We start from the raw sequence: 23,841 nt of genomic DNA, 5'->3' as shown, positions 1-23,841 counted from the left end.
TCGGTGTGGCAGCCAGGAGTGTGCAGGCGCGGCGGATCGGGTGGTTCGCCGTGTTGGGCGTAGCCGTGCTGCTCACAGTGATGTGCGTGAGCCTGGTTTTCGCCGCGTTCCGCAACGACAACGCGATCGAATCGCACCTGGGCACCGCGACCGCGACGGTCGAGTCGGTGGCGTTCGACCGCACGATCATCCAGTACCAGACCCCGGACGGCATCGTGCACAGTCCGCCGACCGGGGTGCTGTACCCGTCAGGTCTCGCCGCCGGCCAGCTGGTGGCGATCGAGTACGACGCGACCAACCCGGAACTGACCCGGGTCGCCGGTCGAACCGCGACGCTGACGCTGCTGCCGGTGGGGATGACGGTGCTGATCACGTGGCTGGTCGCGGGCCCGCTGCTGTGGTGGCTGCGCAGGCTGATCAAGCGGGACCGGTCCGCTGCCGCTCCGGCACCGGTGCCCGCGAGGGCCTGAGGTCGATCCGCACAAGTTTTCCGTCTCGGGGCGTGCCCCGTAACCAGATCTACGCATATCGAGCTGTTTGCGGGGTCAGAAGTTGCTTGTGCTCGTTCTCGGGATCATTTGCCTGACTTTGATCATCCTTGTCTGGCTGACATATCGGTACGATCGGCCACTCTCCGTCGTATGGGGCCGCTTCAAGCTCACTGCCCCGCGACGCAGCGACTCCTCACTGCACTCGCCTCGCGCCGCCGGGGACAAGCCGTCGTCCGCGGAGTTGTAGTCGAACTCTTGGCCCTCCGCGAGGGGAACCCTCACGGACTCTGATTCCCTCGGGGTTCCCCTCACGGACTTCAGGTACTCAGGTCCCGACGGTCTCCTGCCACCAGCCGAGGACCTCGTCAGCCACCCCAGGCGCGGCGACCAGCAACCCGTCCGTAGGCAGCGCCGCGTCCTCCCCGTGCTTGTCCAGCACCACCGCACCCGCCTCGATCGCCATCGCGACTGAGCCAGCGACGTCCCATTCGTGGTAGCTGTGCAACACCGCCGCGGCCGCGTGTCCCAGCGCGACCTGTGCGATCGACAGCGCGGCTGACCCCAGCACCCGCACCCCGGCGTGCGCGGCCGCCGCTCGTTCGATGAACTCGCCCATTCCCGGCCACGGGCCCTTGCGCGCCAGTTCGGTGCAGACGATCGCCCCCGCCGTCCCGGAACGGTCCACCAGCTTCAGCGGCTTCCCATTGGCCCTGGCGCCGCGTCCGCGAGCGGCGGCGTAGATCTGCGCCCGGTACGGATCCGCGACCACGCCCACCACGGGGCCGCTCGCGTCGACCAGGGCGAGGCTGTACGCGCACCAAGGCACTCCGGCGACGTAGTTCGCGGTGCCGTCCACCGAATCGACCACCCAGCGGTATTCCGCGACGTCCGCGCCGTGGTCGGCCCCGAATTCGTGGCCTACCACCGGGATTCCGGGGAACTCCGCGGTCAGTACGCGCCGGGTGTGCCGTTCCAGGATCCGATCGGTGTCGGTGACCCAGTCGAACGGCGAATCCAGCGTCGCCGGGTGCGCGCCGCGGCCGGCGGTCGCGGTGATCACGTCGGTGGCGTCGTTCGCCAGCCGCCCCGCGACCTCGAGTGCTCGGGAGAGCAGCCCGGGTTCCACGGGCCGCGACGGCCTGGAGGACAAGAGGGTCATGCCTGCTTAGTCTGGGCGGTCCTGGTGTCCGGGACACGACCGGAAGATGACATGTCGTGGCGAATTCTTCGACGGTCGGCGCCCGATCGCGGACGCTGCGGAGTGTTTCGCCGCCGTTGGCCGGTCGGTTACGCGGGATTGGCCCGCCCTGCCTGCGGTTTTGCGACAGTGACGTTGTGCGAGTCGCCATAGTCACCGAAAGTTTCCTGCCCCAGGTGAACGGCGTGACGAATTCCGTTCTGCGGGTCGTCGAGCACCTGGTCGAATCCGCGCACGACGTGCTGGTCGTCGCGCCGGGGCCGGGCCCGGCGAGTTACCGCGGCGCTCCGGTCGTGCGCATTCCGGCGCTGGACTTCCCCGGCGTGAACTCGCTGCCGATCGGCCTGCCGACGCGCACCGTGCTGACCGCGCTGGCCGATTTCGGCCCGGACGTCGTGCACCTGGCCTCGCCGTTCGTCGTCGGCGCGCGCGGGCTCGCCGCGGCAAGACGGCTGCGGGTTCCGTCGATCGCGGTCTACCAGACCGACATCGCCGGGTTCGCCACGTCGTACGGCTTCGGCATCGGCGCGCGGGCGGCCTGGCGCTGGGTGCGCCGGCTGCACTCGCGGGCCGACCGGACGCTCGCGCCGTCGTCGGACTCGATCGAACAGCTGAAGCTGCACGGCGTTCCGCGCGTGCACCGCTGGGCTCGCGGCGTGGACATCAGCCGCTTTTCCCCGGCGCACGCGGACCCGGCGCTGCGCGCGGAACTCGCGCCGAACGGCGAGCTGCTGGTCGGGTTCGTCGGACGGCTCGCTCCGGAGAAGGAGGTCGACCGGCTGACCGTGCTGGCCGGGATGCCGGGCGTGCGCGTGGTCGTGATCGGCGACGGACCGGAGCTGCCCGCGCTGCGGGAACGGTTGCCTGGCGCGGCTTTCCTCGGCGCGAAGTACGGCGACGAGCTGTCGGTCGCGTACGCGAGCCTCGACGTCTTCGTGCACACCGGGCCGCACGAGACGTTCTGTCAGGCGGTGCAGGAGGCGATGGCGTCCGGGCTGCCGGTGCTCGCGCCGGACGCGGGCGGGCCGAAAGACCTCGTGCTGCCGGGCCGGACCGGGTATCTGCTGCCCGCCGACCGCGAGTCGTTCGGCCCGGCGCTGGTGTCCAAGGTCGACGACCTGCGGGACGCGGCGTTGCGGGCGCGGCTCGGCGAGAAGGCGCGGAAAGTGGTCCTGGGCCGGACGTGGCCCGCGGTGTGCCGGGAGCTGGTCGGGCACTACGAAGCGGTACAGGGCCGAGTCGCGCGTGCGGCTTGAGCCATGCACATCGTCCAGCTGGCGAACTTCTACGGGCCGCGGTCCGGCGGGTTGCGGACCGCGCTGAACCACCTAGGTGCCGGTTACGTCGCCAGCGGGCACCGGGTGACGCTGGTCGTGCCCGGGCGGCGGTACGCGGTGGAAAGCCTGCCGACGGGCGTGTGCCGGTATTCGTTGCCTGCCTTGCAGATTCCCGGCACCGGCGGTTATCGCGCAGTTGATCCGCAACGGGTGCGGGCGGTGTTGCGGCGGCTGGAGCCGGATCGGCTGGAGGTGTCCGATCGGCTGACGTTGCGGGGGATGGGCGTCTGGGCTCGGCGCAACGGCGTGCCCAGCATGGTGATCTCGCACGAGCGGCTGGACCGGTTGCTGGAGCAGTTTCTCTTGCCGGGGGCGATGGCTCGGCACGTCGCGGATGTCGCCAATCGGCGGATGGCCGCCTCGTACGACACGGTCGTTTGCACTACTGCCTTCGCGCACGCGGAGTTCGAACGGATCGCCGCGCCGAATGTTCGGCGGGTGCCGCTGGGAGTGGATCTGGCTACCTTCGCGCCGTCGATGCGGGATTCGGGATGGCGGACGGCGTTGGCCGGTGGCGCTGACGCGTTGATTGTCCATTGTGGTCGGTTGTCGCCGGAGAAACACGTTGAGCGGAGCGTGGATACGGTCGCCGAGCTGACCGAGTCCGGGGCGCGGGTGCGGCTGGTGATCGCGGGCGACGGGCCGCGTCGGCGGGCGTTGGAACGGCGGGCTCGGGGCTTGCCGGTGACGTTCCTCGGCTTCTTGGCTGGGCGCGGGGAGGTGGCTCGGTTGCTGGCCAGCGCGGATGTTTCGCTGGCTCCCGGGCCGCACGAGACGTTCGGGTTGGCGGCGTTGGAGGCGCTTGCTTCGGGTACGCCGGTGGTGGTTTCGGCGTCGTCGGCGTTGCGGGAGATCGTGCGGCCGGGGTGCGGGGCCGCGGTGGATGACTACGCGCCAGCGTTCGCCAGTGCGGTGACCGGATTGCTGGACAGTCCTGAAGAGATCAGGCGCGCGGCCGCTCGGGCGCGGGCGGAGGAGTTCGCCTGGCCGATCTCGGTGCGGGGAATGCTCGCCGCGCTCGGCTGACGAAAGTCCGTGAGGGGAACCCTGAGGGAATCAGAGTCAATGAGGGTTCCCCTCACGGACGACGGGCGGTCAGGCGCGGTAGCCGGGGTGGACGCCGGGGGCCAGGTCGTGGTCGGCGGCGACTCGGGCCAGCAGTTCGCGCAGCACTGAGCGTTCCTCTGTGGACAGTGCCGCCATCAGCTCGTCTTCGTGTGCCGCGGCGGCTTTTGCCAGAGCGGCCATCGTTTCCTGGCCTTTGTCGCTGAGGAAAACCGCGTAGAGACGACGGTCTTGCGGGTTGCGGCGGCGTTCGATCAGGCCCTGCTGCTCCAGGCCGTCGACCAAAGCGACGAGCCGGGTCGGCGGCGTGCCCAGTTCGGCGGCCAGCACCTGCTGGCTCTCGCCGGGGCGGCGTGCGATCGCTCGGAGGAGTCCGGTTTGGGGCGGCGTCAGGCCCAGGTCCGCGACACGTTCGGCGAAGCGCTGGGTCGCGTGTGCGCCCAGCTGGGCCAGCAGGAAGGCGCTGCCGAAGGTCGGGGGTCCTTGCATGCCCTGAACCGTATCGCTTGACAATCTATTACACCAGTGTAATCGTTCTATCAGTGAAACTAATTGACCTGGAGGTTTGCCATGACGACTATGACCAGACAGCAGGGCGGCCCGCCGTTGCTGGCACCGGCGCTGGCGTTCGGGGTGCTGACCGTCGCGTCGGCGGTGCTCGGGGCGGCGGGGACGCGGCCGGATTCCAGCGCGGCGGAGGTCGCGGCGTATATCGGCGGCAACCAGGGCGTGGTGCAGCTGCTCGCGTTCGCGGTGTTCGGCGCGTCGGTTCCGCTGGCGGTGTGGGCTGCGACGGCCTATCGCAGGCAGCGGCGGCTCGGGGTCGCGGCGCCGGGAGCGGTGATCGGACTCACCGGTGGCGTGCTGTCCGCGGCGGCGCTCGCGATGAGCGGGCTGATCACCTGGACCGCCGCGCAGGCCGGTGACACGCCTGCGGTGGCGCGGGCGTTGACCAGCCTCGCGTTCGCGTCCGGCGGGCCGGGGTTCGTGGTGCCGCTGGCGTTGCTGATCGCCGGGATCGCGGTGCCCGCGTTGTTCCTGAACCTCTTGCCGCGCTGGCTGTCCGTCGTCGGGCTGGTGGTCGCCGCGGCGGCGGTGCTCGCTTCGCTGTCGCTGCTGACTCCGGTGCTGTATCCGCTGATCCCGGTAGGCCGGTTCGGCGGGCTCGGCTGGCTGATCGCCGCCAGCGTCCTGCTCCCGCGCGACCGTGCGGCACGGACGGACTAATCTCGGACCTATGCCCCGAGCGAGCCTGGACAAGGATCCGCACGAAGTCGCCGCGATGTTCGACGGCGTCGCGTCCGGTTACGACCGGGCGAACTCGTTCATGACGTTCGGGTTCGACCGGCGCTGGCGCACCACCACGGCGCGCGTGCTGGACGCCAAGCCGGGGGAGAAGGTGCTCGACCTGGCGGCGGGCACCGGGGTGTCCACCGTCGAGTACGCGCGCGGCGGCGCCTGGTGCCTCGCCGCCGACTTCTCCGTCGGGATGCTCAAGGCGGGCCTGCACCGGAACGTGCCGATGGTCGCCGCGGACGCGATGTGCCTCCCGTTCGCCGACGACAGCTTCGACGCCGTCACGATCTCGCTCGCGCTGCGGAACTTCGTCGACACCAAGGGCGCGCTCGCGGAGATCCTGCGCGTGGTCAAACCGGGCGGCCGGCTGGTGATCTGCGAGGTCTCGACGCCGTCGTTCGCCCCCATCCGGTTCATCTACCGGCGGTTCATCCTCAAGCTGCTCACCTGGGTCGGCAGCCGGTCCTCGACGAACCCCGAGGCCTACTCCTACCTGGCCGAATCGATGCTCGCCTGGCCGGACCAGCGCGGGCTCGGCGAGATCATCGCGAGCGCCGGATGGACCGAGGTCGAATGGCTGAACCTCACATTCGGCGTCGTCGCGATCCACCGCGCGACGAAGCCTGCCTAAACTCGGGAGCATGACGACCTCGCGCCGCCGCAGCCCAGACCACGACGCTGAAGTGATCGTGGTCGGGGCGGGACCGGCTGGTTCGACCGTGGCCACCTACCTCGCTCGGGCCGGGGTGGATGTGTTGCTGCTGGAGAAGACTGTCTTTCCGCGCGAGAAGGTGTGCGGCGACGGCCTGACCCCGCGCGGCGTGAAGCAGTTGATCGACCTCGGCCTCGACACCAGCGAAGAGGCGGGCTGGGTGCGCAGCCGCGGCCTGCGGATCCTCACCGGCGACCTGACGCTTGAGTTCGACTGGCCGGATCTGACCGACTACCCGCCCTACGGTGTCTCCCGCACTCGTCATGACTTCGACGACTTGCTCGCCAAGACCGCGGTGAAGGCGGGGGCTCGGTTGTACGAGCGGACCACTGTCACCAGCGCGATCACCAACGCTTCCGGCCGGGTGGTCGGGGTCGAGGCGAAGGTCGGGCCGGAGAAAACTCCCGTCAGTTACCGCGCTCCGTTGGTGCTTGCCTGTGACGGGGTGTCGGCTCGGCTCGCGTTGAGCGTGGGGATCGACAAGAACGAGAAGCGGCCGATGGGGGTCGCGGTGCGGCGGTATTACAAGAGCCCGAAGCACGACGACCCGTTCATCGAAGGCCACCTCGAACTGTGGGACCGCTCCGACCCGCGCGACCCGAAGCTGCTGCCCGGCTACGGCTGGGCGTTCCCGCTGGGCGACGGGACGGTCAACGTCGGGCTCGGAATGCTGTCGACTTCCGCGTCCTTCCGGAACACCGACTACCGCGCGTTGCTGCGGCAGTGGCTCGACGGAACGCCCGAGGAATGGGGCTACCGCGAGGAAAACGCGATCGGCAAGGTCGGCGGCGCCGGGTTGCCGATGGGGTTCAACCGGACTCCGCATTACCGCAACGGGCTGCTGCTGCTCGGCGACGCGGGAGGCATGGTGAGCCCGTTCAACGGCGAGGGAATCTCCGCGGCGATGGAGTCCGCGCAACTCGCGGCCGAGGCTGTGGTGCAGGCGCTGGCCCGGCCGGAAGGGCCGTCCCGGGAGCGGGCGTTGGAGGGGTATCCGCGGGCTGTCGGCGAGCTGATGGGCGGGTATTACCGGCTCGGGAACGTGTTCGCGAAGCTGATCGGGAAGCCGAAGATCATGCACGCGGCCACCAAGTACGGATTGCGGGTCAACAAGCTGCTTCCCTTGGTGTACAAGGGACTTTCCGGCTGCTACGACGCTCGCGGCGGCGATGGGGTCGACCGGCTGATCGCGGCTCTCGCGCGCGCCACGCCCAGCCCGCGCTGACCTCAGCCTGGCGCGCGCTACCTCCGCCGGAACGAACCGCCGCCCCCGTGCTGCTGAGAAACCCCCCAATGTGGCGTTGGGTGCGTCAGATGCACCGAACGCCACATTGGGTGCGTGACATGCACCCAATGCCACATTGGGGCGCTTGGGGCCGGGCGTGACGGGGGCGTGTGAGAGGCGGGTTTCGGGGCGGCACAGGCGTTCCGGGGCCGGAGCATTACCCGGCTGGAGCAATCGGTTGTCCGGCCGGTCAGTGTGATACGTCACAAGATCGAGTCGCCCAGGAGTCTCGGCGCGGTTCTTGAATCGGCCTTTACCGCTGGTCTCGCCATTGCGGGCCGGGGTGGGCCTGGGAAACCCTCCGGTCAAGTTAGGGCCGCCTTAGTCCGCAACCCCTCGGGACAAGAGTGTGACTCACGTCCTACACTCCCCCCATGCTTTGTGAATCGCTTCACAACCGCGACCAGTCGCTTGTGAACTATTTCACAAGCATGCCGTGGTCCGGACACGGGCCGTAAGGGCGCCCTGACCCTCGGCGGTGTGACCCAGCTCCCTTAGGGTGCGCAACCGAGGACTCGGACCACCACCCGAGAACAACCCGCAGCGGCGCGGAAAGGATGGCGAAGACCCCGTGCTGATGGTGCCCGTGCTGGCGCAGGCCGATCCCGGACCGGCGGCGCCCGGACTGAACGTGTATCTGCCGCTCGTCCTGCTCTTCGTGCTCGCGGCGGGGTTCGCCGTGTTCTCCGTGCTGCTGGGTCCGCTCGTCGGGCCGAAGCGGTACAACCGCGCGAAGTTCGAGGCTTACGAGTGCGGCATCGAACCGTCGCCGCAGCCGCTCGTCGGCGGCGGCCGGATGCCGGTGGCCTACTACATCACGGCCATGCTCTTCATCCTGTTCGACATCGAGATGGTGTTCCTCTACCCGTTCGCGGTGAACGCCAACGCCCTCGGCGTCTTCGGCCTGGTGGAGATCGTGCTGTTCATCGTGACGGTCGGGTTCGCGTACGCCTACGTGTGGCGGCGCGGCGGCCTGGATTGGAACTGAACCCATGGGCCTGGAAGAAAAACTCCCCAACGGCATCCTGCTGGCCAGCCTCGAGGGACTGGTCAACTGGGCACGCAAGAACTCGCTGTGGCCGGCGACCTTCGGGCTCGCCTGCTGCGCGTTCGAGATGATGTCGGTCGGCGGTTCGCGCTACGACATCGCGCGCTTCGGCATGGAGCGGTTCTCCGCCACGCCGCGCCAAGCCGACTTGATGATCGTGGCCGGCCGGGTGACCCAGAAGATGGCCCCGGTGCTGCGCCAGATCTACGACCAGATGGCCGAGCCCAAGTGGGTCCTCTCCATGGGCGTCTGCGCCTCGTCCGGCGGGATGTTCAACAACTACGCCGTCGTGCAGGGCGTCGACCACATCGTGCCGGTCGACATGTACCTGCCCGGCTGCCCGCCGCGGCCGGAGATGCTGCTCGACGCGATCCTCAAGCTGCACGCCAAGATCCAGGACGAGCCGATCAACGCCCGCCGCGCCGCGATCCGCGCGGCCAGCGGGGCCCGTACCGAGCTGATCCCGTCCTCGATCAAGTACGCGAAGAAGTGAGCACCGGTGCCTGAGAACCCCGAAGAGACTCCCGAAACCGGCGGCCCGCAGTCCAGCGCGGAGCGGCCCGAAGCCGGACTCGAAGCGCACGGCCCCGGAGCGGCCGAACCGGTCGTCGCCGGGCGCGAGCGCAAGGGCATGTTCGGTGTCCGCGGCAGCGGGGACACCTCCGGTTACGGCGGCCTGCGGCTGCCCGCGTACAGCCCGCCGCCCGCGGAGCGTCCGTACGGCGGCTGGTTCGACGAGTTCGCCGACGAGTTCATGGCTGCGTTGGCGGACAACAAGATCCCGCCGTCGGCAGTCCTCCAGACCACTGTGGACCGCGGCGAGATCACCTTCTACGTCAGCCGCGAGCACCTCGCCGACATCGCGAAGGTGCTGCGCAACGACCCGGGCCTGCGGTTCGAGATGCTGCTGGCGGTCACCGGCGTCGACTACGGCGTCGATGTTCCGCAGCGGATGCACACGGTCTACGACTTCCTGTCGATGACCTACCGCCGCCGGATCCGGCTCGAGATCACCATGGACATGGACGACCTGCACGTCCCGTCCCTGGTCCCGGTCTACGCGACGGCGGACTGGCACGAGCGCGAGGCCTACGACATGTTCGGCATCGTCTTCGACGGCCACCCCGGGCTGACCCGCATCTTCATGCCGGACGACTGGGACGGCTTCCCCCAGCGCAAGGACTACCCGCTCGGCGGGATCCCGGTCGAATACAAGGGCGCGGAGATTCCGCCGCCGGACCAGCGGAGGTCGTACTCGTGACCATCAACGAAGAAACGACGGAAGCCGAGTACGCGGAAGTCCGGGACACCACCGAAGGCCCCGTCTACCACGTGTCCGGCGGGGACTGGGACGAAGTTCTCGGCGACGCCCAGCACGACGACCGCATGGTCATCAACATGGGCCCGCAGCACCCGTCCACGCACGGCGTGCTCCGGCTCGTGCTGGAGCTGGAAGGCGAGACGGTCACGCAGTTGCGCGCGGTCGTCGGCTACCTGCACACCGGCATCGAGAAGAGCGCGGAGTTCCGCAACTGGACCCAGGGCGTCACCTTCGTGACGCGCGCGGACTACCTCGCCCCGCTGTCGAACGAGATGGCCTACTGCCTCGCCGTCGAGAAGCTGCTGGGCGTCAAGGCTCCGCCGCGCGCGGAGATCCTGCGGGTGCTGCTCCTCGAACTCAACCGGATCACCTCGCACCTGGTGTTCATCGCGACCGGCGGCATGGACCTCGGTGCCACCACCGCGATGACGCTCGGCTTCCGCGAGCGCGAAGAAGCCATGCACCTGCTGGAGTACCTGACCGGCCTGCGGATGAACCACGCGTTCATCCGGCCCGGCGGGCTCGCGCAGGACCTGCCGGAGGACTGGGCCGAGAAGGTCCTCGACTTCTGCAAGCTCATGGACAAGCGGCTTCCGTTGTACGACAAGATGTTCACCGGCCAGCCGATCTGGCGCAACCGGCTCAAGGACGTCGGCGTGCTGCCGCTCGACGCGTGCCTCGAACTCGGCGTCACCGGCCCGGTGCTGCGCGCCGCCGGCCTGCCGTGGGACCTGCGCAAGACCGAGCCGTACTCGCGCTACGACGAACTCGAGTTCGACATCCCGACCTCGACCGACGCCGACAGCTGGGCGCGGTATCTGCTGCGGCTGGAGGAAATCCACCAGAGCCTGCGGATCATGAAGCAGGTCGCGAAGATGGCCGAGCCGGGCCCGGTCATGGTGGAGGACAAGAAGATCGCCTGGCCCGCGCAGCTGTCCATCGGCAGCGACGGCATGGGCAACTCGCTCGGCCACGTCAAGAAGATCATGGGCCAGTCGATGGAGTCCCTGATCCACCACTTCAAGCTCGTCACCGAGGGCTTCCACGTGCCGCCGGGCCAGGTCTACGCGCCGGTCGAATCGCCGCGCGGCGAGATCGGCGCGCACCTGGTGTCCGACGGCGGCACCCGCCCGCTGCGCGTGCACCTGCGGGAGCCGAGTTTCGTGAACATGCAGGCGATGCCCGCGATGGCCGAGGGCGGCCTGGTCGCCGACCTGGTCGTCGTGATCGCCTCGATCGACCCGGTTCTGGGGGGAGTTGACCGATGACGAACCCGACTGCAGTCCCGGAGCCGGGGCCGCGCGACGCGACGAAGACGTACGCCGCGGCGGGCTCGGACACCGACGTCGCGGCGATCGCGCCCGACCCGGCGGTCGCCGAGGGAATCCTCGCCGACGCGCCCGCCGTGGACGTGTTCGACGCCGACACGCACCGCGAGGCGAAGGAAATCATCGCCCGCTACCCGATGTCGCGGTCGGCGCTGCTGCCGATGCTGCACCTCGTGCAGTCGGTGCAGGGCCACGTGAGCCAGGAGGGGATCGCCTTCTGCGCACAGCACCTCGACCTGACCGACGCCGAGGTCAGCGCGGTCGCGACGTTCTACACCATGTACAAGCGCCGCCCGTGCGGCGAGCACCTGGTGAGCGTCTGCACCAACACGCTGTGCGCGGCGCTGGGCGGCGACGACATCTACAAGAAGCTCCAGACGCACCTCGGTTCCGCCGAAAAGCCGCTGGGGCACGAGGAAACCGCGGGCACGCCGGGTGAACAGGGTTCGATCACCTTGGAGCACGCGGAATGTCTCGCCGCGTGCGACCTCGGGCCGGTGCTCCAGGTCAACTACGAGTACTTCGACAACCAGACGCCGGAGCAGGCGGTCGCGCTCGTCGACGCGTTGCAGGCAGGCAAAAAGCCCGCCCCGACGCGCGGTGCGGCGCTGACCGACTTCAAGGGCGCGGAGCGGCAGCTCGCCGGGTTCTGGCCGGAGGACGACGCCACCTACCGCAGTGCGGTGGACGGTCCGTCGCAGGCGGTCGAGACCTTGCGCGGCGCGCAAATCGCGGCTGATCGCGGCTGGTCCGCCCCCGGTGCACAGGATGTTCCGCTTCCTGAAGTGGAGAAGAAGTAATGGCCGATCCCATCACTCCGGTCCTCACGAAGCGCTGGCTGTCCCCGGAATCCTGGCGCATCGAGACCTACGAAGCGCTTGAGGGCTACACCGCGGCGCGCAAGGCATTGGCCGCGACGCCAGAGCAGCTCGTGCAGGTGGTCAAGGACTCCGGTCTGCGCGGCCGCGGCGGCGCGGGCTTCCCGGCGGGCGTGAAGTGGTCGTTCATGCCGCCCAACGAGGACAAGCCGCACTACCTGGTGATCAACGCCGACGAGGGCGAACCCGGTACCTGCAAAGACATTCCGCTGATGATGGCGGACCCGCATTCGCTGCTCGAAGGCTGCATCATCGCCTCGTACGCGATGCGGTCGCACCACTGCTTCATCTACGTCCGGGGCGAGGCGCTGCACTGCATCCGCCGGCTCAACGCGGCCGCGCGCGAGGCATATGCGAAGGGCTACCTCGGCAAGAACATCTTCGGCTCCGGCTGGGACCTCGAGCTGACTGTGCACGCCGGAGCCGGCGCGTACATCTGCGGCGAGGAAACGGCGCTGCTGGACTCGCTCGAAGGCCGCCGCGGCCAGCCCCGGCTCAAGCCGCCGTTCCCCGCCGCCGCCGGTCTGTACGCCGCGCCGACGACGGTGAACAACGTCGAGACCATCGCGAGCGCGTCGTACATCATCAACTCCGGTTCGTCCTGGTTCCGCGAGATGGGCCGCGAGAAGTCGCCCGGCCCGAAGATCTACTCGATCTCCGGCCACGTCGAGAAGCCCGGCCAGTACGAATGCCCGCTCGGCACCACGCTGCGCGAGCTGCTGGAGCTGGCGGGCGGCATGAAGGACGGCATCCCGCTCAAGTTCTGGACGCCGGGCGGTTCGTCGACGCCGATGTTCACCGCCGAGCACCTCGACGTCCCGCTCGATTTCGAGGGCGCGGCCGAGGCCGGTTCGATGCTCGGCACCACCGCGGTGCAGGTCTTCAACGAGACCGTTTCGGTGCCGTGGGCGGTCATGAAGTGGACGCAGTTCTACGAGCACGAGTCCTGCGGCAAATGCACCCCGTGCCGCGAGGGCACGTACTGGCTGGCGCAGATCCTCGAGCGGATGGTCGAGGGGCACGGCACCGAAGAGGACATCGACACCCTCCTCGACGTGTGCGACAACATCTTCGGCCGCTCGTTCTGCGCGCTCGGCGACGGCGCGGTGTCGCCGATCCAGAGCGGCATCAAGTACTTCCGGGACGAGTTCCTGGCCTTGTGTGAAAGCACTAAGCGCGAATTGGTGGGAGCGCAGGCATGACGATCGCGCCCGACAAGCCCGAGACGGCTGAAACGCCGGTCCCCGAGGGCTACGTCAAGCTGACCATCGACGGCGAAGAGGTCATCGCGCCCAAGGGCGAGTTGCTGATCCGCACCGCCGAGCGGCTCGGCACGAGCATCCCCCGCTTCTGCGACCACCCGCTGCTCGACCCGGCAGGCGCGTGCCGCCAGTGCCTGGTCGAGGTCGAGATGGGCGGCCGTCCGATGCCGAAGCCGCAGGCCTCGTGCACGATGACGGTCGCCGACGGCATGGTGGTCAAGACGCAGCTCACCTCGCCGGTCGCGGACAAGGCGCAGCAGGGCGTGATGGAGCTGCTGCTCATCAACCACCCGCTCGACTGTCCGATCTGCGACAAGGGCGGCGAGTGCCCGCTGCAGAACCAGGCGCTCGCGCACGGCCGCGCGGAATCGCGGTTCGTCGACACGAAGCGCACGTTCCCGAAGCCGCTGCCGATCTCGTCGCAGGTGCTGCTCGACCGGGAACGCTGCGTGCTGTGCCAGCGCTGCACCCGGTTCTCCGACCAGGTGGCCGGCGACCCGTTTATCGCGCTGCTCGAACGCGGCGCCCATCAGCAGATCGGCACCGCGGAAACCGCCGACGTGCTGGACCTCGCCTCCCGCACCACCGGCGGCGAGCCGTTCCAGAGCTACTTCTCCGGCAACGTGATCCAGATCTGTCCGGTCGGCGCGCTCACCAGCGCGGCGTACCGGTTCCGGTCGCGGCCGTTCGACCTGGTTTCGGCACCGAGCGTGTGCGAGCACTGCTCGTCCGGCTGCGCCGAGCGCACCGACTTCCGGCGCGGCAAGGTCCAGCGCAAGCTGGCCGGCGACGACCCGGAGGTGAACGAGGAATGGCTGTGCGACAAGGGCCGCTTCGCGTTCCGCTACGTGCAGGCCGGTGACCGGATCCGCCGTCCGCTCGTCCGCAATGAGAACGGCGAGCTGGAGGAGGCGTCCTGGACCGACGCGCTCCGGATCGCCTCGGCCGGGCTGCTGAAGGCCCGCGAAGGCAACGGCGGCGCGGTGCTCACCGGTGGCCGGCTGACCGTCGAGGACGCCTACGCGTACTCGAAGTTCGCCCGGATCGCCTTGCGCACCAACGACATCGACTTCCGCACCCGCGCGCACTCGGACGAGGAGCTGGCGTTCCTCGGCTCGACGGTCGTGGGCACCACGCCGGAGACCGGCGTGACGTTCGGCGAGCTCGAAAGCGCTCGCACGGTGCTGTGCGTGGCGTTCGAGCCCGAGGACGAAGCGCCGATCGTGTTCCTGCGGCTGCGCAAGGCGGCCCGCAAGAACCGCACCCGCGTTGTCCACTTGGGACAGTGGACGACCTCCTCGGTGCGCAAGACCTTCGGCGAACTGCTGGCCTGCGTTCCCGGCGGCGAAGCGGCCGCGGTGGACGGCATCGCGCAGCACGCGGCCGACGTCGACACCGCGCTCAGCGGCGAGGGTGCGGTGATCCTGGTCGGCGAGCGGGCCGCGGAAATCCCCGGTCTGTTCTCCGCGCTGCTGCGGCTCACCGCTCGCACCGGAGCCCGGCTGGCGTGGATCCCGCGCCGCGCGGGCGACCGGGGCGCACTCGAAACCGGTTGTGTCCCCACGCTTCTTCCGGGCGGCCGCTCGGTCGCCGACGACGCGGCTCGCGCCGAGGTCGGCAAGCAGTGGGGCGCCGAGCTTCCGGCCGAACCGGGCCGCGACGTCACCGGCATCCTCCAGGCCGCCTCGGGCGGACAGTTGGACGCGCTGGTGGTCGGCGGTGTCGACCCCAACGACCTGCCGGACCCGGACCTGGCCCGCCGCGCGCTCGACAACGCCGGGTTCGTGGTCAGCCTGGAACTGCGGGCGAGCGAGGTCACCGAACGGGCCGACGTGGTCCTGCCGATCGCCCCGGCGGTCGAGAAGTCCGGCAGCTACCTCAACTGGGAGGGCCGCCGCCGCGACTTCGCCGCGACGTTGGAGGGCACGGGTTCCCTCTCCGACGGCCGGGTGCTCGACACTCTCGCCGTCGAGATGGACGCCGACCTGTTCACCCAGACCCCGGCCGCCGCGGCGGGCGACTTCGCGAAGCTCGCGCCGGTCGCTCCTTCGGTCGCCGCACCGTCGGTGGCCGCCGCAGCGGCTCCGGTCCCGAACGGCAAGGCAGTGCTCGCCACCTGGCGGCAGCTGATCGACAACGGCTCGCTGCAGGACGACGAACCGCACCTCAAGGGCACCCAGCGGCCGCCGGTCGCGCGGCTTTCGGCGAAGACCGCCGAGAGCGTCGGCGCGACGGTCCGGGTGTCGAACGAGCGCGGGTCGATCACCCTGCCGGTCGAGGTCGCCGACCTGCCGGACGGCGTGGTGTGGCTGCCCGGCAACTCCGACGGCTCGGCCGTCCGCGCCGCACTCGCCGCCGGACACGGCGCGCTCGTGCAGATCTCCGGAGGTGACCAGTGAGCCCGCAGCTCACGCAGTTCCTCGCCGAGTACCCGGACGCGGCCGAACGCGCCCGGCTGCTCGCCGAAGACCCGTGGTGGCTCGTCCTGATCAAGGCGGTCGTAGTCCTCCTGATCGGGCCGGTCCTGACGATCTTCCTGATCGTGTGGGAGCGCAAGGCGATCGGCCGGATGCAGAACCGGCCCGGCCCCAACCGGGTCGGCCCCGGCGGTTACCTGCAGTCGCTCGCCGACGCGGTCAAGCTCCCGTTCAAGGAGCAGATCATCCCGGACACCGCCGACCGCAAGGTGTACTTCCTCGCGCCGGTGCTGTCCGCGGTCCCCGCGCTGATCGCGCTGTCGGCCATCCCGTTCGGCCCGGTCGTCTCGATCTTCGGGCACCGGACGGTGCTGCAGCTGATGGACCTCCCGGTCGGCGTACTGGTGATCCTCGCCTGCTCGTCGGTCGGCGTGTACGGCATCGTGCTGGCGGGCTGGGCCTCCGGCTCGCCGTACCCGCTGTTCGGCGGCATGCGCTCGGCGGCGCAGGTGATCTCCTACGAGATCGCGATGGGCCTCTCGATCGTCGCGGTGATCCTGTACTCCGGTTCGCTGCAGACCTCGGAAATCGTGCAGGCGCAGGCGCACGGCTGGTACTTCTACATGCTCATCCCGAGCTTCGTGATCTACGTGATCTCGATGGTCGGCGAGACGAACCGCGCGCCGTTCGACCTCCCGGAGGCCGAATCCGAGCTGGTCGGCGGGTTCCACACCGAGTACAACTCGATGAAGTTCGCGATGTTCTTCCTCGCCGAGTACGTCAACATGGTGATCGTCTCGGCGTTCTGCACCACGCTGTTCCTCGGCGGCTGGCGGTTCCCGTTCGTCGGCGACGATTCGGCGCTGAACCAGAACTGGTGGCCGATTCTCTGGTTCTTCGCCAAGACCTTCATCCTGCTGTTCTTCTTCATCTGGCTGCGCGGCACGCTGCCGCGGCTGCGCTACGACCAGTTCATGCGGCTGGGCTGGAAGGTCCTGGTCCCGGTCAACCTGGTGTGGATCGTGGTCGTGGTCGCGATCAAGACGATCCAGTGGAGCTGGCCGCAGATCCTCATCGGGGTCGGCATCGTGCTGGTGGTGCTCGTGCTGCTGAGCCTCGCGCTGCCGGACAAGAAGGTGCCCGAATCGGACTACGTCGACCTGGCCGGAAGCGGCTATCCGCTGCCGCCGCTGGACCTGCGGGTCCCGGACGCGACGCCGCGGCAGAAGGCGCTGGCCAAGGCGGAGGCGAAGGCCGCGCGGCGCAAGCCGGCCGGCGTCACCGCGGCGGCCGCACAGGAAGGAACAGAAGATGGCGGCAACTGACTTCCTCAATCCCATCAAGGGATTCGGCGTCACCTTCGGGATGATGTTCAAGAAGGTCGCGACCGAGGAGTACCCCGAGGCGGGAGCTCCGGCCGCACCGCGCTACCACGGCCGCCACCAGCTCAACCGGCATCCGGACGGGCTGGAGAAGTGCGTCGGCTGCGAGCTGTGCGCGTGGGCGTGCCCGGCGGACGCGATCTTCGTCGAGGGCGGCAACAACACCGACGAAGAGCGGTACTCGCCGGGCGAGCGGTACGGCGCGGACTACCAGATCAACTACCTGCGCTGCATCGGCTGCGGCCTGTGCATCGAGGCGTGCCCGACCCGGTCGCTCACCATGACCAACTTCTACGAGCTCGCCGACGACGACCGGCAGCGGCTCATCTACACCAAGGAAGACCTGCTCGCCCCGCTGCTGCCGGGCATGGAGCAGCCGCCGCACCCGATGCGGCTCGGCGACAACGAGCAGGACTACTACGTGAACGGTCCCGAGCTGGCCGCGAACGCGCAGCAGCAGGAGGCGAAGAAGTGATCGCCGCCCTTCTCGCGCAGGCCCCGGCGTCCGGCGTCGACGCGTCCGTGACGACCGGCGAGGCCATCGCGTTCTGGATCCTCGGCCCGCTCTCGCTGCTGGGCGCGCTCGGGATGATCTTCTCCCGCAACGCCGTGCACTCGGCGCTGTGGCTGGTGCTCACGATGCTGACGCTGGGCGCGCTGTACATGACGCAGTCCGCGCCGTTCCTCGGGTTCACCCAGATCATCGTCTACACCGGCGCGATCATGATGCTGTTCCTGTTCGTGCTGATGCTGGTCGGCCGGGACAGCTCGGACTCGGTGGTCGAAGTCCTTCGCGGGCAACGGCTCGCCGCGTCGGTGCTCGGCATCGGGCTCGCCGCGCTGATCGCCGCGGGCGTGTTCCGCGCGATGGTGAACGTGACCCCGGCCAAACCGCTCGACCCGTACCAGCAGACCGGCGGCGGCCCCGGCGGTCTCGGGCGGCTGATCTTCACCCAGTACCTGTTCCCGTTCGAGCTCACCTCGGCCCTGCTGATCACCGCCGCGCTCGGCGCGATGGTGCTGGCCTTCACCGGCCGCAGCGGCAAGAGCAAGCTCTCCCAGCGCGAACTGGTCAAGATGCGCTTCCGCGGCGAGCACGACCGCCCGTCGCCGCTGCCCGGTCCCGGCGTGTTCGCCACCGCCAGCTCGGTCTCGACCCCGGCGCTGCTGCCGGACGGTTCGGTCGCGCCGGAGTCGCTGTCGGAGATCATCGAGTCCACCTCGGCGATCCGGCTCATGCGCGAGCGCAAGCTCATTGCGGACGAGGGCCCTAAGCCCGACGCGCACGCACTGGTCGGCGGAGCCGAAAAGGCCGAGCCCGCCGAGGAAGAAGAAGGGGACGGAAAGTGACCCCGAGCTACTACCTGCTGCTGTCCGCGCTGCTGTTCTGCATCGGCGCGGTGGGCGTGCTGGTCCGCCGCAACGCGATCGTCGTGTTCATGTGCATCGAGCTGATGCTGAACGCGGTGAACCTGACCCTGGTCACCTTCGCCCGCATCAACGGCGGGCTGCACGGCCAGGTGATGGCGTTCTTCGTGATGGTGGTCGCGGCCGCCGAGGTCGTGGTGGGGCTGGCGATCATCATGGCGATCTTCCGCACCCGCCGCTCGGCCTCGGTCGACGACACGAACCTGCTGAAGTACTGAGGGAGACGACCGAGTGACCGCATCATCGTGGCTGCTGGTGGCCCTTCCCGCCCTCGGCGCCCTCGTTCTGCTGCTATCCGGGAAACGCGCGAAAGCGTGGGGGCACCTGCTCGGCAGTGCCACCGTCACGCTGGCTTTCGTCTACGCCCTGATCCTGTTCTTCGCCACCGACAGCCACTCCACTGTGGACACCAAGCTGTTCTCGTGGATCCCGGTCGGGCAGCTGCAAGTGGACTTCGGGCTGCGCATCGACGCGCTGTCGCTGACGTTCGTGCTGCTGATCACCGGCGTCGGCATGCTGATCCACTTCTATTCGATCGGCTACATGGAAGACGACGAGGGCCGGTACCGCTTCTTCGCGTACCTCAACCTGTTCGTCGCCTCGATGCTGATCCTGGTGCTGGGCAACAGCTTCGTGACGCTGTACCTCGGCTGGGAGGGCGTGGGTCTCGCCTCGTACCTGCTGATCGGCTGGTATCAGAACCGCCCGTCCGCGGCGACCGCGGCGAAGAAGGCGTTCCTGATGAACCGCGTCGGCGACGTCGGGCTCGCGCTGGCGATCTTCCTGATGTTCAAGTACGTCGGGTCGACCGGTTACGCGCAGGTCTTCGAGGGCGTGGCGCAGGGCAAGATCCCGCCGGGCGCGATCACCGCCATCGCGATCCTGCTGCTGCTGGGCGCTTGCGGTAAGTCCGGCCAGTTCCCGCTGCAGGCGTGGCTTCCGGACGCGATGGAGGGCCCGACCCCGGTGTCGGCGCTCATCCACGCCGCGACGATGGTCACCGCGGGCGTGTACCTCGTCGCCCGCTCCAACGTCATCTTCACCGCGACGCCGGACGGACGGCTGGTGGTCACTCTGGTCGGCGCGGTCACGCTGCTGCTCGGGTGCATCGTCGGCTGTGCCTACGACGACATCAAGAAGGTGCTCGCGTACTCGACGGTCAGCCAGATCGGCTACATGATGCTGGCGGTCGGCCTCGGGCCGGGCATTTACGCGCTCGGCATCATGCACCTCGTGGCGCACGGCTTCTTCAAGGCCGGGCTGTTCCTCGGGGCCGGTTCGGTCATGCACGGCATGAACGACGAGGTCGACATGCGCAAGTTCGGCGGCCTCGCCAAGAAGATGCCGATCACCTTCGTCACCTTCGGCCTCGGCTACCTGGCGATCATCGGCTTCCCGTTCCTCACCGGGTACTACACGAAGGACGCGATCATCGAGGCGGCGTTCGGCCAGGAAGGCTGGCGCGGCTGGGCTTTCGGGCTCGCGACGGTGCTCGGCGCCGGGCTCACCGCGTTCTACATGACGCGGCTGATGATGATGACCTTCTTCGGCAAGCAGCGCTGGAAGGACATCAAGAGCAGCGACGGACGCGACTTCCACCCGCACGAGTCCAAGCCGATCATGTGGGTCCCGATGGCGATCCTGGCGGTCGGCTCGGTCGGTGCCGGTGCGTTCTTCGCGCTGGGCAACCGGTTCGTGGACTGGCTGGCCCCGGTGGTCGGCGAGCACGCCGAAGCCGAGCACACCCCGATCCCGTCGTGGACGGTCCCGGTGCTCACGCTGGTGCTGGCCGCGCTCGGCGTGCTGCTGGCGGTCTGGCTGTTCCGCCCGTCGCGCGATGTTCCGGTCGAGCGGCCGGAACGGGTGGCCTGGCCGGTCCGCGCGGCACGCAAGGACCTGTACGGCAACGCGCTCAACGAAACCCTGGTCGCCCGTCCGGGCACCTGGCTGGCGCGGGCGCTGGTGTACGTGGACAACCGCGGCGTCGACGGTGCGGTGAACGGCCTCGCCGCGGCACTCGGCGGCGGGTCCGGGCGACTGCGCCGGACGCAGACCGGATTCGTGCGGTCCTACGCACTGTCCATGCTCGGCGGCACGTTCCTGCTTCTCGCGGCCCTTCTGCTGGTGAGGTTCTCCTGACATGACTTGGCTTCTGGCGCTCATCCTGCTGCCGCTGGCCGGCTCGCTGGTGCTGGCGTTCCTCAAGGGGAACGACCGGGCCGCGGTCGCCACGGCGCTCGCCGTGTCCATTGTGGAGTTCCTGCTGATCATCCCGTTCTGGGCGAGCTACTCGCCCTCGGGCGAGCGCATCCAGCAGGCCACGACGATGGACTGGATCCCGAACTTCGGCATCCACATCTCGTTCGGCACCGACGGCATCTCGCTCATCATGATCGCGGTGATCGCGCTCCTGGTGCCGATCGTCGTGGGCGCGCTCGGGCTCACCGACAAGCTGCCCGCGGGCCGCAGCGCGGGCGGGTTCCTGTCGCTGATCCTGCTGCAGGAGGCGATCACGATCGGCGTCTTCGCGGCGACCGACGTGTTCCTCTTCTACGTGCTGTTCGAGATCATGCTGATCCCGATGTACTTCCTGATCGGCGGCTACGGCGGCGCGAACCGGCAGTACGCGGCGGTGAAGTTCTTCCTGTACTCGTTCCTCGGCGGCCTGATCATGCTGGCCTCGGCGATCGGGGCGTACTCGCTGGCCTCGGACAAGCTCGGCAAGGGCACGTTCGACTGGGCCACGCTGGTGACGGTGGTGCGCGACGCGCCGACCGGCACGCAGATCTGGCTGTTCCTCGGCTTCTTCCTCGCCTTCGCGATCAAGGCGCCGCTGGTCCCGTTCCACACCTGGCTGCCGGACGCCGCCGGCCAGGCCCCGATCGGCGTCGCGGTGCTGCTGGTCGGCGTGCTGGACAAGGTCGGCACGTTCGGGTTCCTGCGGTACTGCCTGCCGATGTTCCCGGAGGGGAGCAAGGCGCTCGCGCCGCTGGTGCTGATCCTGTCGGTGATCGGCGTGCTGTACGGCTCGATCCTCGCGGCCGGGCAGCGCGACATGAAGCGGTTCATCGCCTACGTGTCGATCGCCCACTTCGGGTTCATCGCGCTGGGCATCTTCACCTTCAACGAGCAGGCGATGGTCGGCTCGGTGTCGTACATGCTGAACCACAGTCTTTCCACCGGGATGCTGATCGTGGTGATCGGCCTGATCGTGATGCGCGGCGGGTCGAGCAAGATCTCGGACTACGGCGGCATGGCGAAGGTGACCCCGCTGCTCGGCGGAATGCTGTTGCTGGCCGGGCTTTCCGCGCTGTCGCTGCCCGGGACCAACTCGTTCATCAGCGAGTTCCTCGTGCTGCTGGGGTCCTTTGTGGACCAGCCGGTGTACACGATCCTCGCGACCGTGGGCATGGTGCTCGCCGCGGCTTACGTGCTGTGGCTGTACCAGCGGATCATGCAAGGCCCGGTTCGCGGTGACGCTCTCGTGGGCGTCGGCGGGGGACCGGGCACCGCGATCGCGCCGGAACTCGGCGCTCGCAAGGCTATTACCGACCTGGGCAAACGCGAGATCGCGATCCTCGCGCCCATGGTCATCCTGATCATCGGCTTGGGCTTCTACCCCAAGCCGATGCTCGACACGATCACCCCGTCGGTGCAGGCGACGCTGTCTGCCGTGCAGGGAGGCAAGTAAACCGTGCTCGACATGTTCCTGGCGCAGGCGCCGGCAGCGCCGCTGGAAGTGCCTTCGGTCGATTACGCGGCCGTGCTGCCGATGCTGATCGTCTTCGGCGTCGCGTGCATCGGCGTGCTGGTGGAAGCGTTCGCACCGAAGGCGACGCGATGGGGGATCCAGGTCACGATCTCCCTCGTCGCGATCATCGCGGCGGGGGTCTCGCTGATCCTTTACGCGACTGGCGCTTCTGCTTCGAAGGCCGGTACGACGACGTTCTCCGGTTCGATTTCGGTGGACCGGCCGTCGCTGTTCCTGTGGGGCACCCTGTTGCTGCTCGGGCTTGGTGCGGTCTTCTTGATCGCGGACCGCAAGGTTGAGCCTGGTGGCGCGTTCGTGGCGCAGGCGGCGATTCGGCCGGGGACGGTGCAGGATCGGGCGCAGGCTGCTACTACGTCGCAGACCGAGGTTTTTCCGCTGACGCTCTTCGCGCTCGGCGGGATGATGACGTTCTGTGCGGCGAACGACCTGCTGACGATGTTCATCGCGTTGGAAGTGCTTTCGCTGCCGCTGTATCTGATGTGCGGTCTTGCTCGCCGTCGTCGGCTGATTTCGCAGGAAGCGGCGGTTAAGTACTTCCTGCTGGGGGCGTTCTCGTCGGCGTTCTTCCTGTACGGGCTCGCGCTGCTGTACGGGTACGCGGACTCGGTGAAGCTGGCCGACATCGCGCATGCTGCTGCTGGTTCTGACCGTTCGGACACGTTGTTGTTCGCTGGTCTTGGCTTGCTGGTGGTGGGTCTGCTGTTCAAGGGTTCGGTGGGCCCGTTCCACACTTGGACTCCGGACGTTTACCAGGGTGCGCCTACTCCGGTTACCGGGTTTATGGCTGCTTGCACGAAGGTCGCCGCGTTCGGGGCGATTCTTCGGGTGCTCAGCGTCGGGTTTTCGTCGACCAGCTGGGAATGGCGCGGGGTTATGTGGGCCGTGGCCATTATTTCGATGGCGCTCGGGGCGATCTTGGGGCTGACGCAGACTGACGTCAAGCGGATGATCGCTTACTCGTCTGTGGCGCACGCCGGGTTCTTGCTCGTGGGTGCTATCGCGATGACCGAGGACGGGCTTTCGAGCACGCTGTTCTACCTGCTGGCATATGGGTTCACTACGTTGGCTGCGTTTGGCGTGGTGAGCCTCGTGCGGGATTCCAGCGGGGAGGCTACGCATCTTTCCGCTTGGGCCGGGCTGGCCAAGCGGTCGCCGGTTTTGGCCGGGGTGTTTACGTTCCTGCTGCTTGCGTTGGCTGGGATTCCGTTGACCAGCGGGTTTGTCGGGAAGTTCGTGGTGTTCTCGGCGGCGTTGTCGGACGGGATGGCGCCGTTGGTGGTTGTCGCGCTGATCTTTAGCGCGGTGGCTGCGTTCTTCTATCTGCGGGTCATCGTGTTGATGTACTTCTCTGAGCCTGCTGCTGATGGGCCTACCGTGACTGTGCCGGGTGGGTTTACTACTGCGGCTATTGCTTTGGGCGTGGTGGTTACGTTGGTGCTGGGGGTTCTTCCGGCGTTTGCGTTGGATTGGGCTGGGGCTGGAGGGTTCGCGTCCTGAGCCGCGGGCGGCTCGTCGCCTGGCGGCGACATTGCGCTCGGGTGGTGAGGCTGGCACCCCGATTTTTTAGTGTCACTACGGCGCGGGGGTGCTTGTCAAGGCGGGAAAGATGCCTTGACAAGCA

Annotated in this window: 22 protein-coding genes; 20 read left to right on the top strand and 2 right to left on the bottom strand. The window is 68.5% G+C overall.

What is annotated here, in order from left to right; all coding sequences use genetic code 11:
- Positions 1-5: 5 nt before the first annotated feature.
- On the top strand, positions 6-470 hold the full coding sequence (locus ABZX37_RS44225) for a DUF3592 domain-containing protein (protein ID WP_354750211.1): 465 nt from the start codon (positions 6-8) through the stop codon (positions 468-470).
- A 346-nt stretch (positions 471-816) separates the two neighbouring features.
- Here the strand turns inward: ABZX37_RS44225 and ABZX37_RS44220 are convergent, their stop codons facing one another.
- On the bottom strand, positions 817-1,650 hold the full coding sequence (locus tag ABZX37_RS44220; protein WP_354750209.1) for an inositol monophosphatase: 834 nt from the start codon (positions 1,648-1,650) through the stop codon (positions 817-819).
- A 224-nt stretch (positions 1,651-1,874) separates the two neighbouring features.
- Between ABZX37_RS44220 and ABZX37_RS44215 the strand changes: the two genes are divergently transcribed.
- Positions 1,875-2,945 carry a glycosyltransferase family 1 protein gene (locus ABZX37_RS44215; protein WP_354750207.1) on the top strand — a complete coding sequence of 357 codons (1,071 nt, stop codon included), beginning with the start codon at positions 1,875-1,877 and terminating at the stop codon, positions 2,943-2,945.
- A gap of 3 nt (positions 2,946-2,948) precedes the next feature.
- Positions 2,949-4,052 (top strand): glycosyltransferase, encoded by a 1,104-nt coding sequence (locus tag ABZX37_RS44210; protein WP_354750205.1) that lies wholly within the window; start codon positions 2,949-2,951, stop codon positions 4,050-4,052.
- 69 nt (positions 4,053-4,121) lie between these two features.
- On the opposite strand, the gene ABZX37_RS44205 is transcribed toward ABZX37_RS44210, so the two are convergent.
- Positions 4,122-4,580 carry a MarR family transcriptional regulator gene (locus ABZX37_RS44205; protein ID WP_354750203.1) on the bottom strand — a complete coding sequence of 153 codons (459 nt, stop codon included), beginning with the start codon at positions 4,578-4,580 and terminating at the stop codon, positions 4,122-4,124.
- A 90-nt stretch (positions 4,581-4,670) separates the two neighbouring features.
- Between ABZX37_RS44205 and ABZX37_RS44200 the strand changes: the two genes are divergently transcribed.
- The 17 genes from ABZX37_RS44200 to nuoN all read left to right on the top strand — a co-directional run bounded on the left by ABZX37_RS44200 (position 4,671) and on the right by nuoN (position 23,717).
- Positions 4,671-5,318 (top strand): DUF4386 domain-containing protein, encoded by a 648-nt coding sequence (locus tag ABZX37_RS44200; protein WP_354750201.1) that lies wholly within the window; start codon positions 4,671-4,673, stop codon positions 5,316-5,318.
- 10 nt (positions 5,319-5,328) lie between these two features.
- Positions 5,329-6,018, top strand: a complete 690-nt coding sequence (locus tag ABZX37_RS44195; RefSeq protein WP_354750199.1) for a demethylmenaquinone methyltransferase — start codon at positions 5,329-5,331, stop codon at positions 6,016-6,018.
- 10 nt (positions 6,019-6,028) lie between these two features.
- On the top strand, positions 6,029-7,324 hold the full coding sequence (locus ABZX37_RS44190) for a geranylgeranyl reductase family protein (RefSeq protein WP_354750197.1): 1,296 nt from the start codon (positions 6,029-6,031) through the stop codon (positions 7,322-7,324).
- A gap of 637 nt (positions 7,325-7,961) precedes the next feature.
- Positions 7,962-8,372 (top strand): NADH-quinone oxidoreductase subunit A, encoded by a 411-nt coding sequence (locus ABZX37_RS44185; RefSeq protein ID WP_354750225.1) that lies wholly within the window; start codon positions 7,962-7,964, stop codon positions 8,370-8,372.
- A gap of 4 nt (positions 8,373-8,376) precedes the next feature.
- Positions 8,377-8,925, top strand: coding sequence for an NADH-quinone oxidoreductase subunit B (locus tag ABZX37_RS44180; protein WP_009072052.1), 549 nt, complete (start codon positions 8,377-8,379; stop codon positions 8,923-8,925).
- A gap of 6 nt (positions 8,926-8,931) precedes the next feature.
- The gene (locus ABZX37_RS44175; protein ID WP_354750195.1) at positions 8,932-9,693 is read left to right on the top strand and encodes an NADH-quinone oxidoreductase subunit C; all 762 of its coding nucleotides are present in this window, start codon (positions 8,932-8,934) and stop codon (positions 9,691-9,693) included.
- Positions 9,690-11,021 carry an NADH-quinone oxidoreductase subunit D gene (locus ABZX37_RS44170; protein WP_354750193.1) on the top strand — a complete coding sequence of 444 codons (1,332 nt, stop codon included), beginning with the start codon at positions 9,690-9,692 and terminating at the stop codon, positions 11,019-11,021. The genes ABZX37_RS44175 and ABZX37_RS44170 overlap by 4 nt, the downstream gene beginning before the upstream one ends.
- On the top strand, positions 11,018-11,881 hold the full coding sequence (gene nuoE, locus ABZX37_RS44165; protein WP_354750191.1) for an NADH-quinone oxidoreductase subunit NuoE: 864 nt from the start codon (positions 11,018-11,020) through the stop codon (positions 11,879-11,881). Before ABZX37_RS44170 ends, nuoE begins: the two co-directional genes overlap by 4 nt.
- Positions 11,881-13,161, top strand: coding sequence for an NADH-quinone oxidoreductase subunit NuoF (nuoF, locus tag ABZX37_RS44160; RefSeq protein ID WP_354750189.1), 1,281 nt, complete (start codon positions 11,881-11,883; stop codon positions 13,159-13,161). The genes nuoE and nuoF overlap by 1 nt, the downstream gene beginning before the upstream one ends.
- Positions 13,158-15,620 (top strand): NADH-quinone oxidoreductase subunit G, encoded by a 2,463-nt coding sequence (locus ABZX37_RS44155; RefSeq protein ID WP_354750187.1) that lies wholly within the window; start codon positions 13,158-13,160, stop codon positions 15,618-15,620. The genes nuoF and ABZX37_RS44155 overlap by 4 nt, the downstream gene beginning before the upstream one ends.
- A complete protein-coding gene (gene nuoH, locus ABZX37_RS44150) occupies positions 15,617-16,963 on the top strand; it encodes an NADH-quinone oxidoreductase subunit NuoH (RefSeq protein WP_354750185.1) in 1,347 nt (448 codons plus the stop codon). The genes ABZX37_RS44155 and nuoH overlap by 4 nt, the downstream gene beginning before the upstream one ends.
- Positions 16,950-17,495 (top strand): NADH-quinone oxidoreductase subunit NuoI, encoded by a 546-nt coding sequence (nuoI, locus tag ABZX37_RS44145; RefSeq protein ID WP_182890363.1) that lies wholly within the window; start codon positions 16,950-16,952, stop codon positions 17,493-17,495. The genes nuoH and nuoI overlap by 14 nt, the downstream gene beginning before the upstream one ends.
- On the top strand, positions 17,492-18,370 hold the full coding sequence (locus tag ABZX37_RS44140; protein ID WP_354750183.1) for an NADH-quinone oxidoreductase subunit J: 879 nt from the start codon (positions 17,492-17,494) through the stop codon (positions 18,368-18,370). Before nuoI ends, ABZX37_RS44140 begins: the two co-directional genes overlap by 4 nt.
- Positions 18,367-18,666 (top strand): NADH-quinone oxidoreductase subunit NuoK, encoded by a 300-nt coding sequence (gene nuoK / locus ABZX37_RS44135; RefSeq protein ID WP_033291119.1) that lies wholly within the window; start codon positions 18,367-18,369, stop codon positions 18,664-18,666. The genes ABZX37_RS44140 and nuoK overlap by 4 nt, the downstream gene beginning before the upstream one ends.
- A gap of 13 nt (positions 18,667-18,679) precedes the next feature.
- Positions 18,680-20,587, top strand: a complete 1,908-nt coding sequence (gene nuoL, locus ABZX37_RS44130; RefSeq protein WP_354750181.1) for an NADH-quinone oxidoreductase subunit L — start codon at positions 18,680-18,682, stop codon at positions 20,585-20,587.
- Position 20,588: 1 nt separating this feature from the next.
- Positions 20,589-22,139: an NADH-quinone oxidoreductase subunit M gene (locus ABZX37_RS44125; protein WP_354750179.1), complete on the top strand. Its 1,551-nt coding sequence runs from the start codon at positions 20,589-20,591 to the stop codon at positions 22,137-22,139.
- A gap of 3 nt (positions 22,140-22,142) precedes the next feature.
- Positions 22,143-23,717, top strand: coding sequence for an NADH-quinone oxidoreductase subunit NuoN (gene nuoN, locus ABZX37_RS44120; protein WP_354750177.1), 1,575 nt, complete (start codon positions 22,143-22,145; stop codon positions 23,715-23,717).
- The last annotated feature ends 124 nt before the right edge of the window (positions 23,718-23,841 follow it).

This window comes from Amycolatopsis sp. NPDC004079 (assembly GCF_040610415.1).
GTDB classification, from domain to species: Bacteria; Actinomycetota; Actinomycetes; order Mycobacteriales; family Pseudonocardiaceae; genus Amycolatopsis; species Amycolatopsis halotolerans.
Note: the sequence above shows the minus strand (reverse complement) of the source record. Positions and strands in the feature narration are given on the sequence as shown.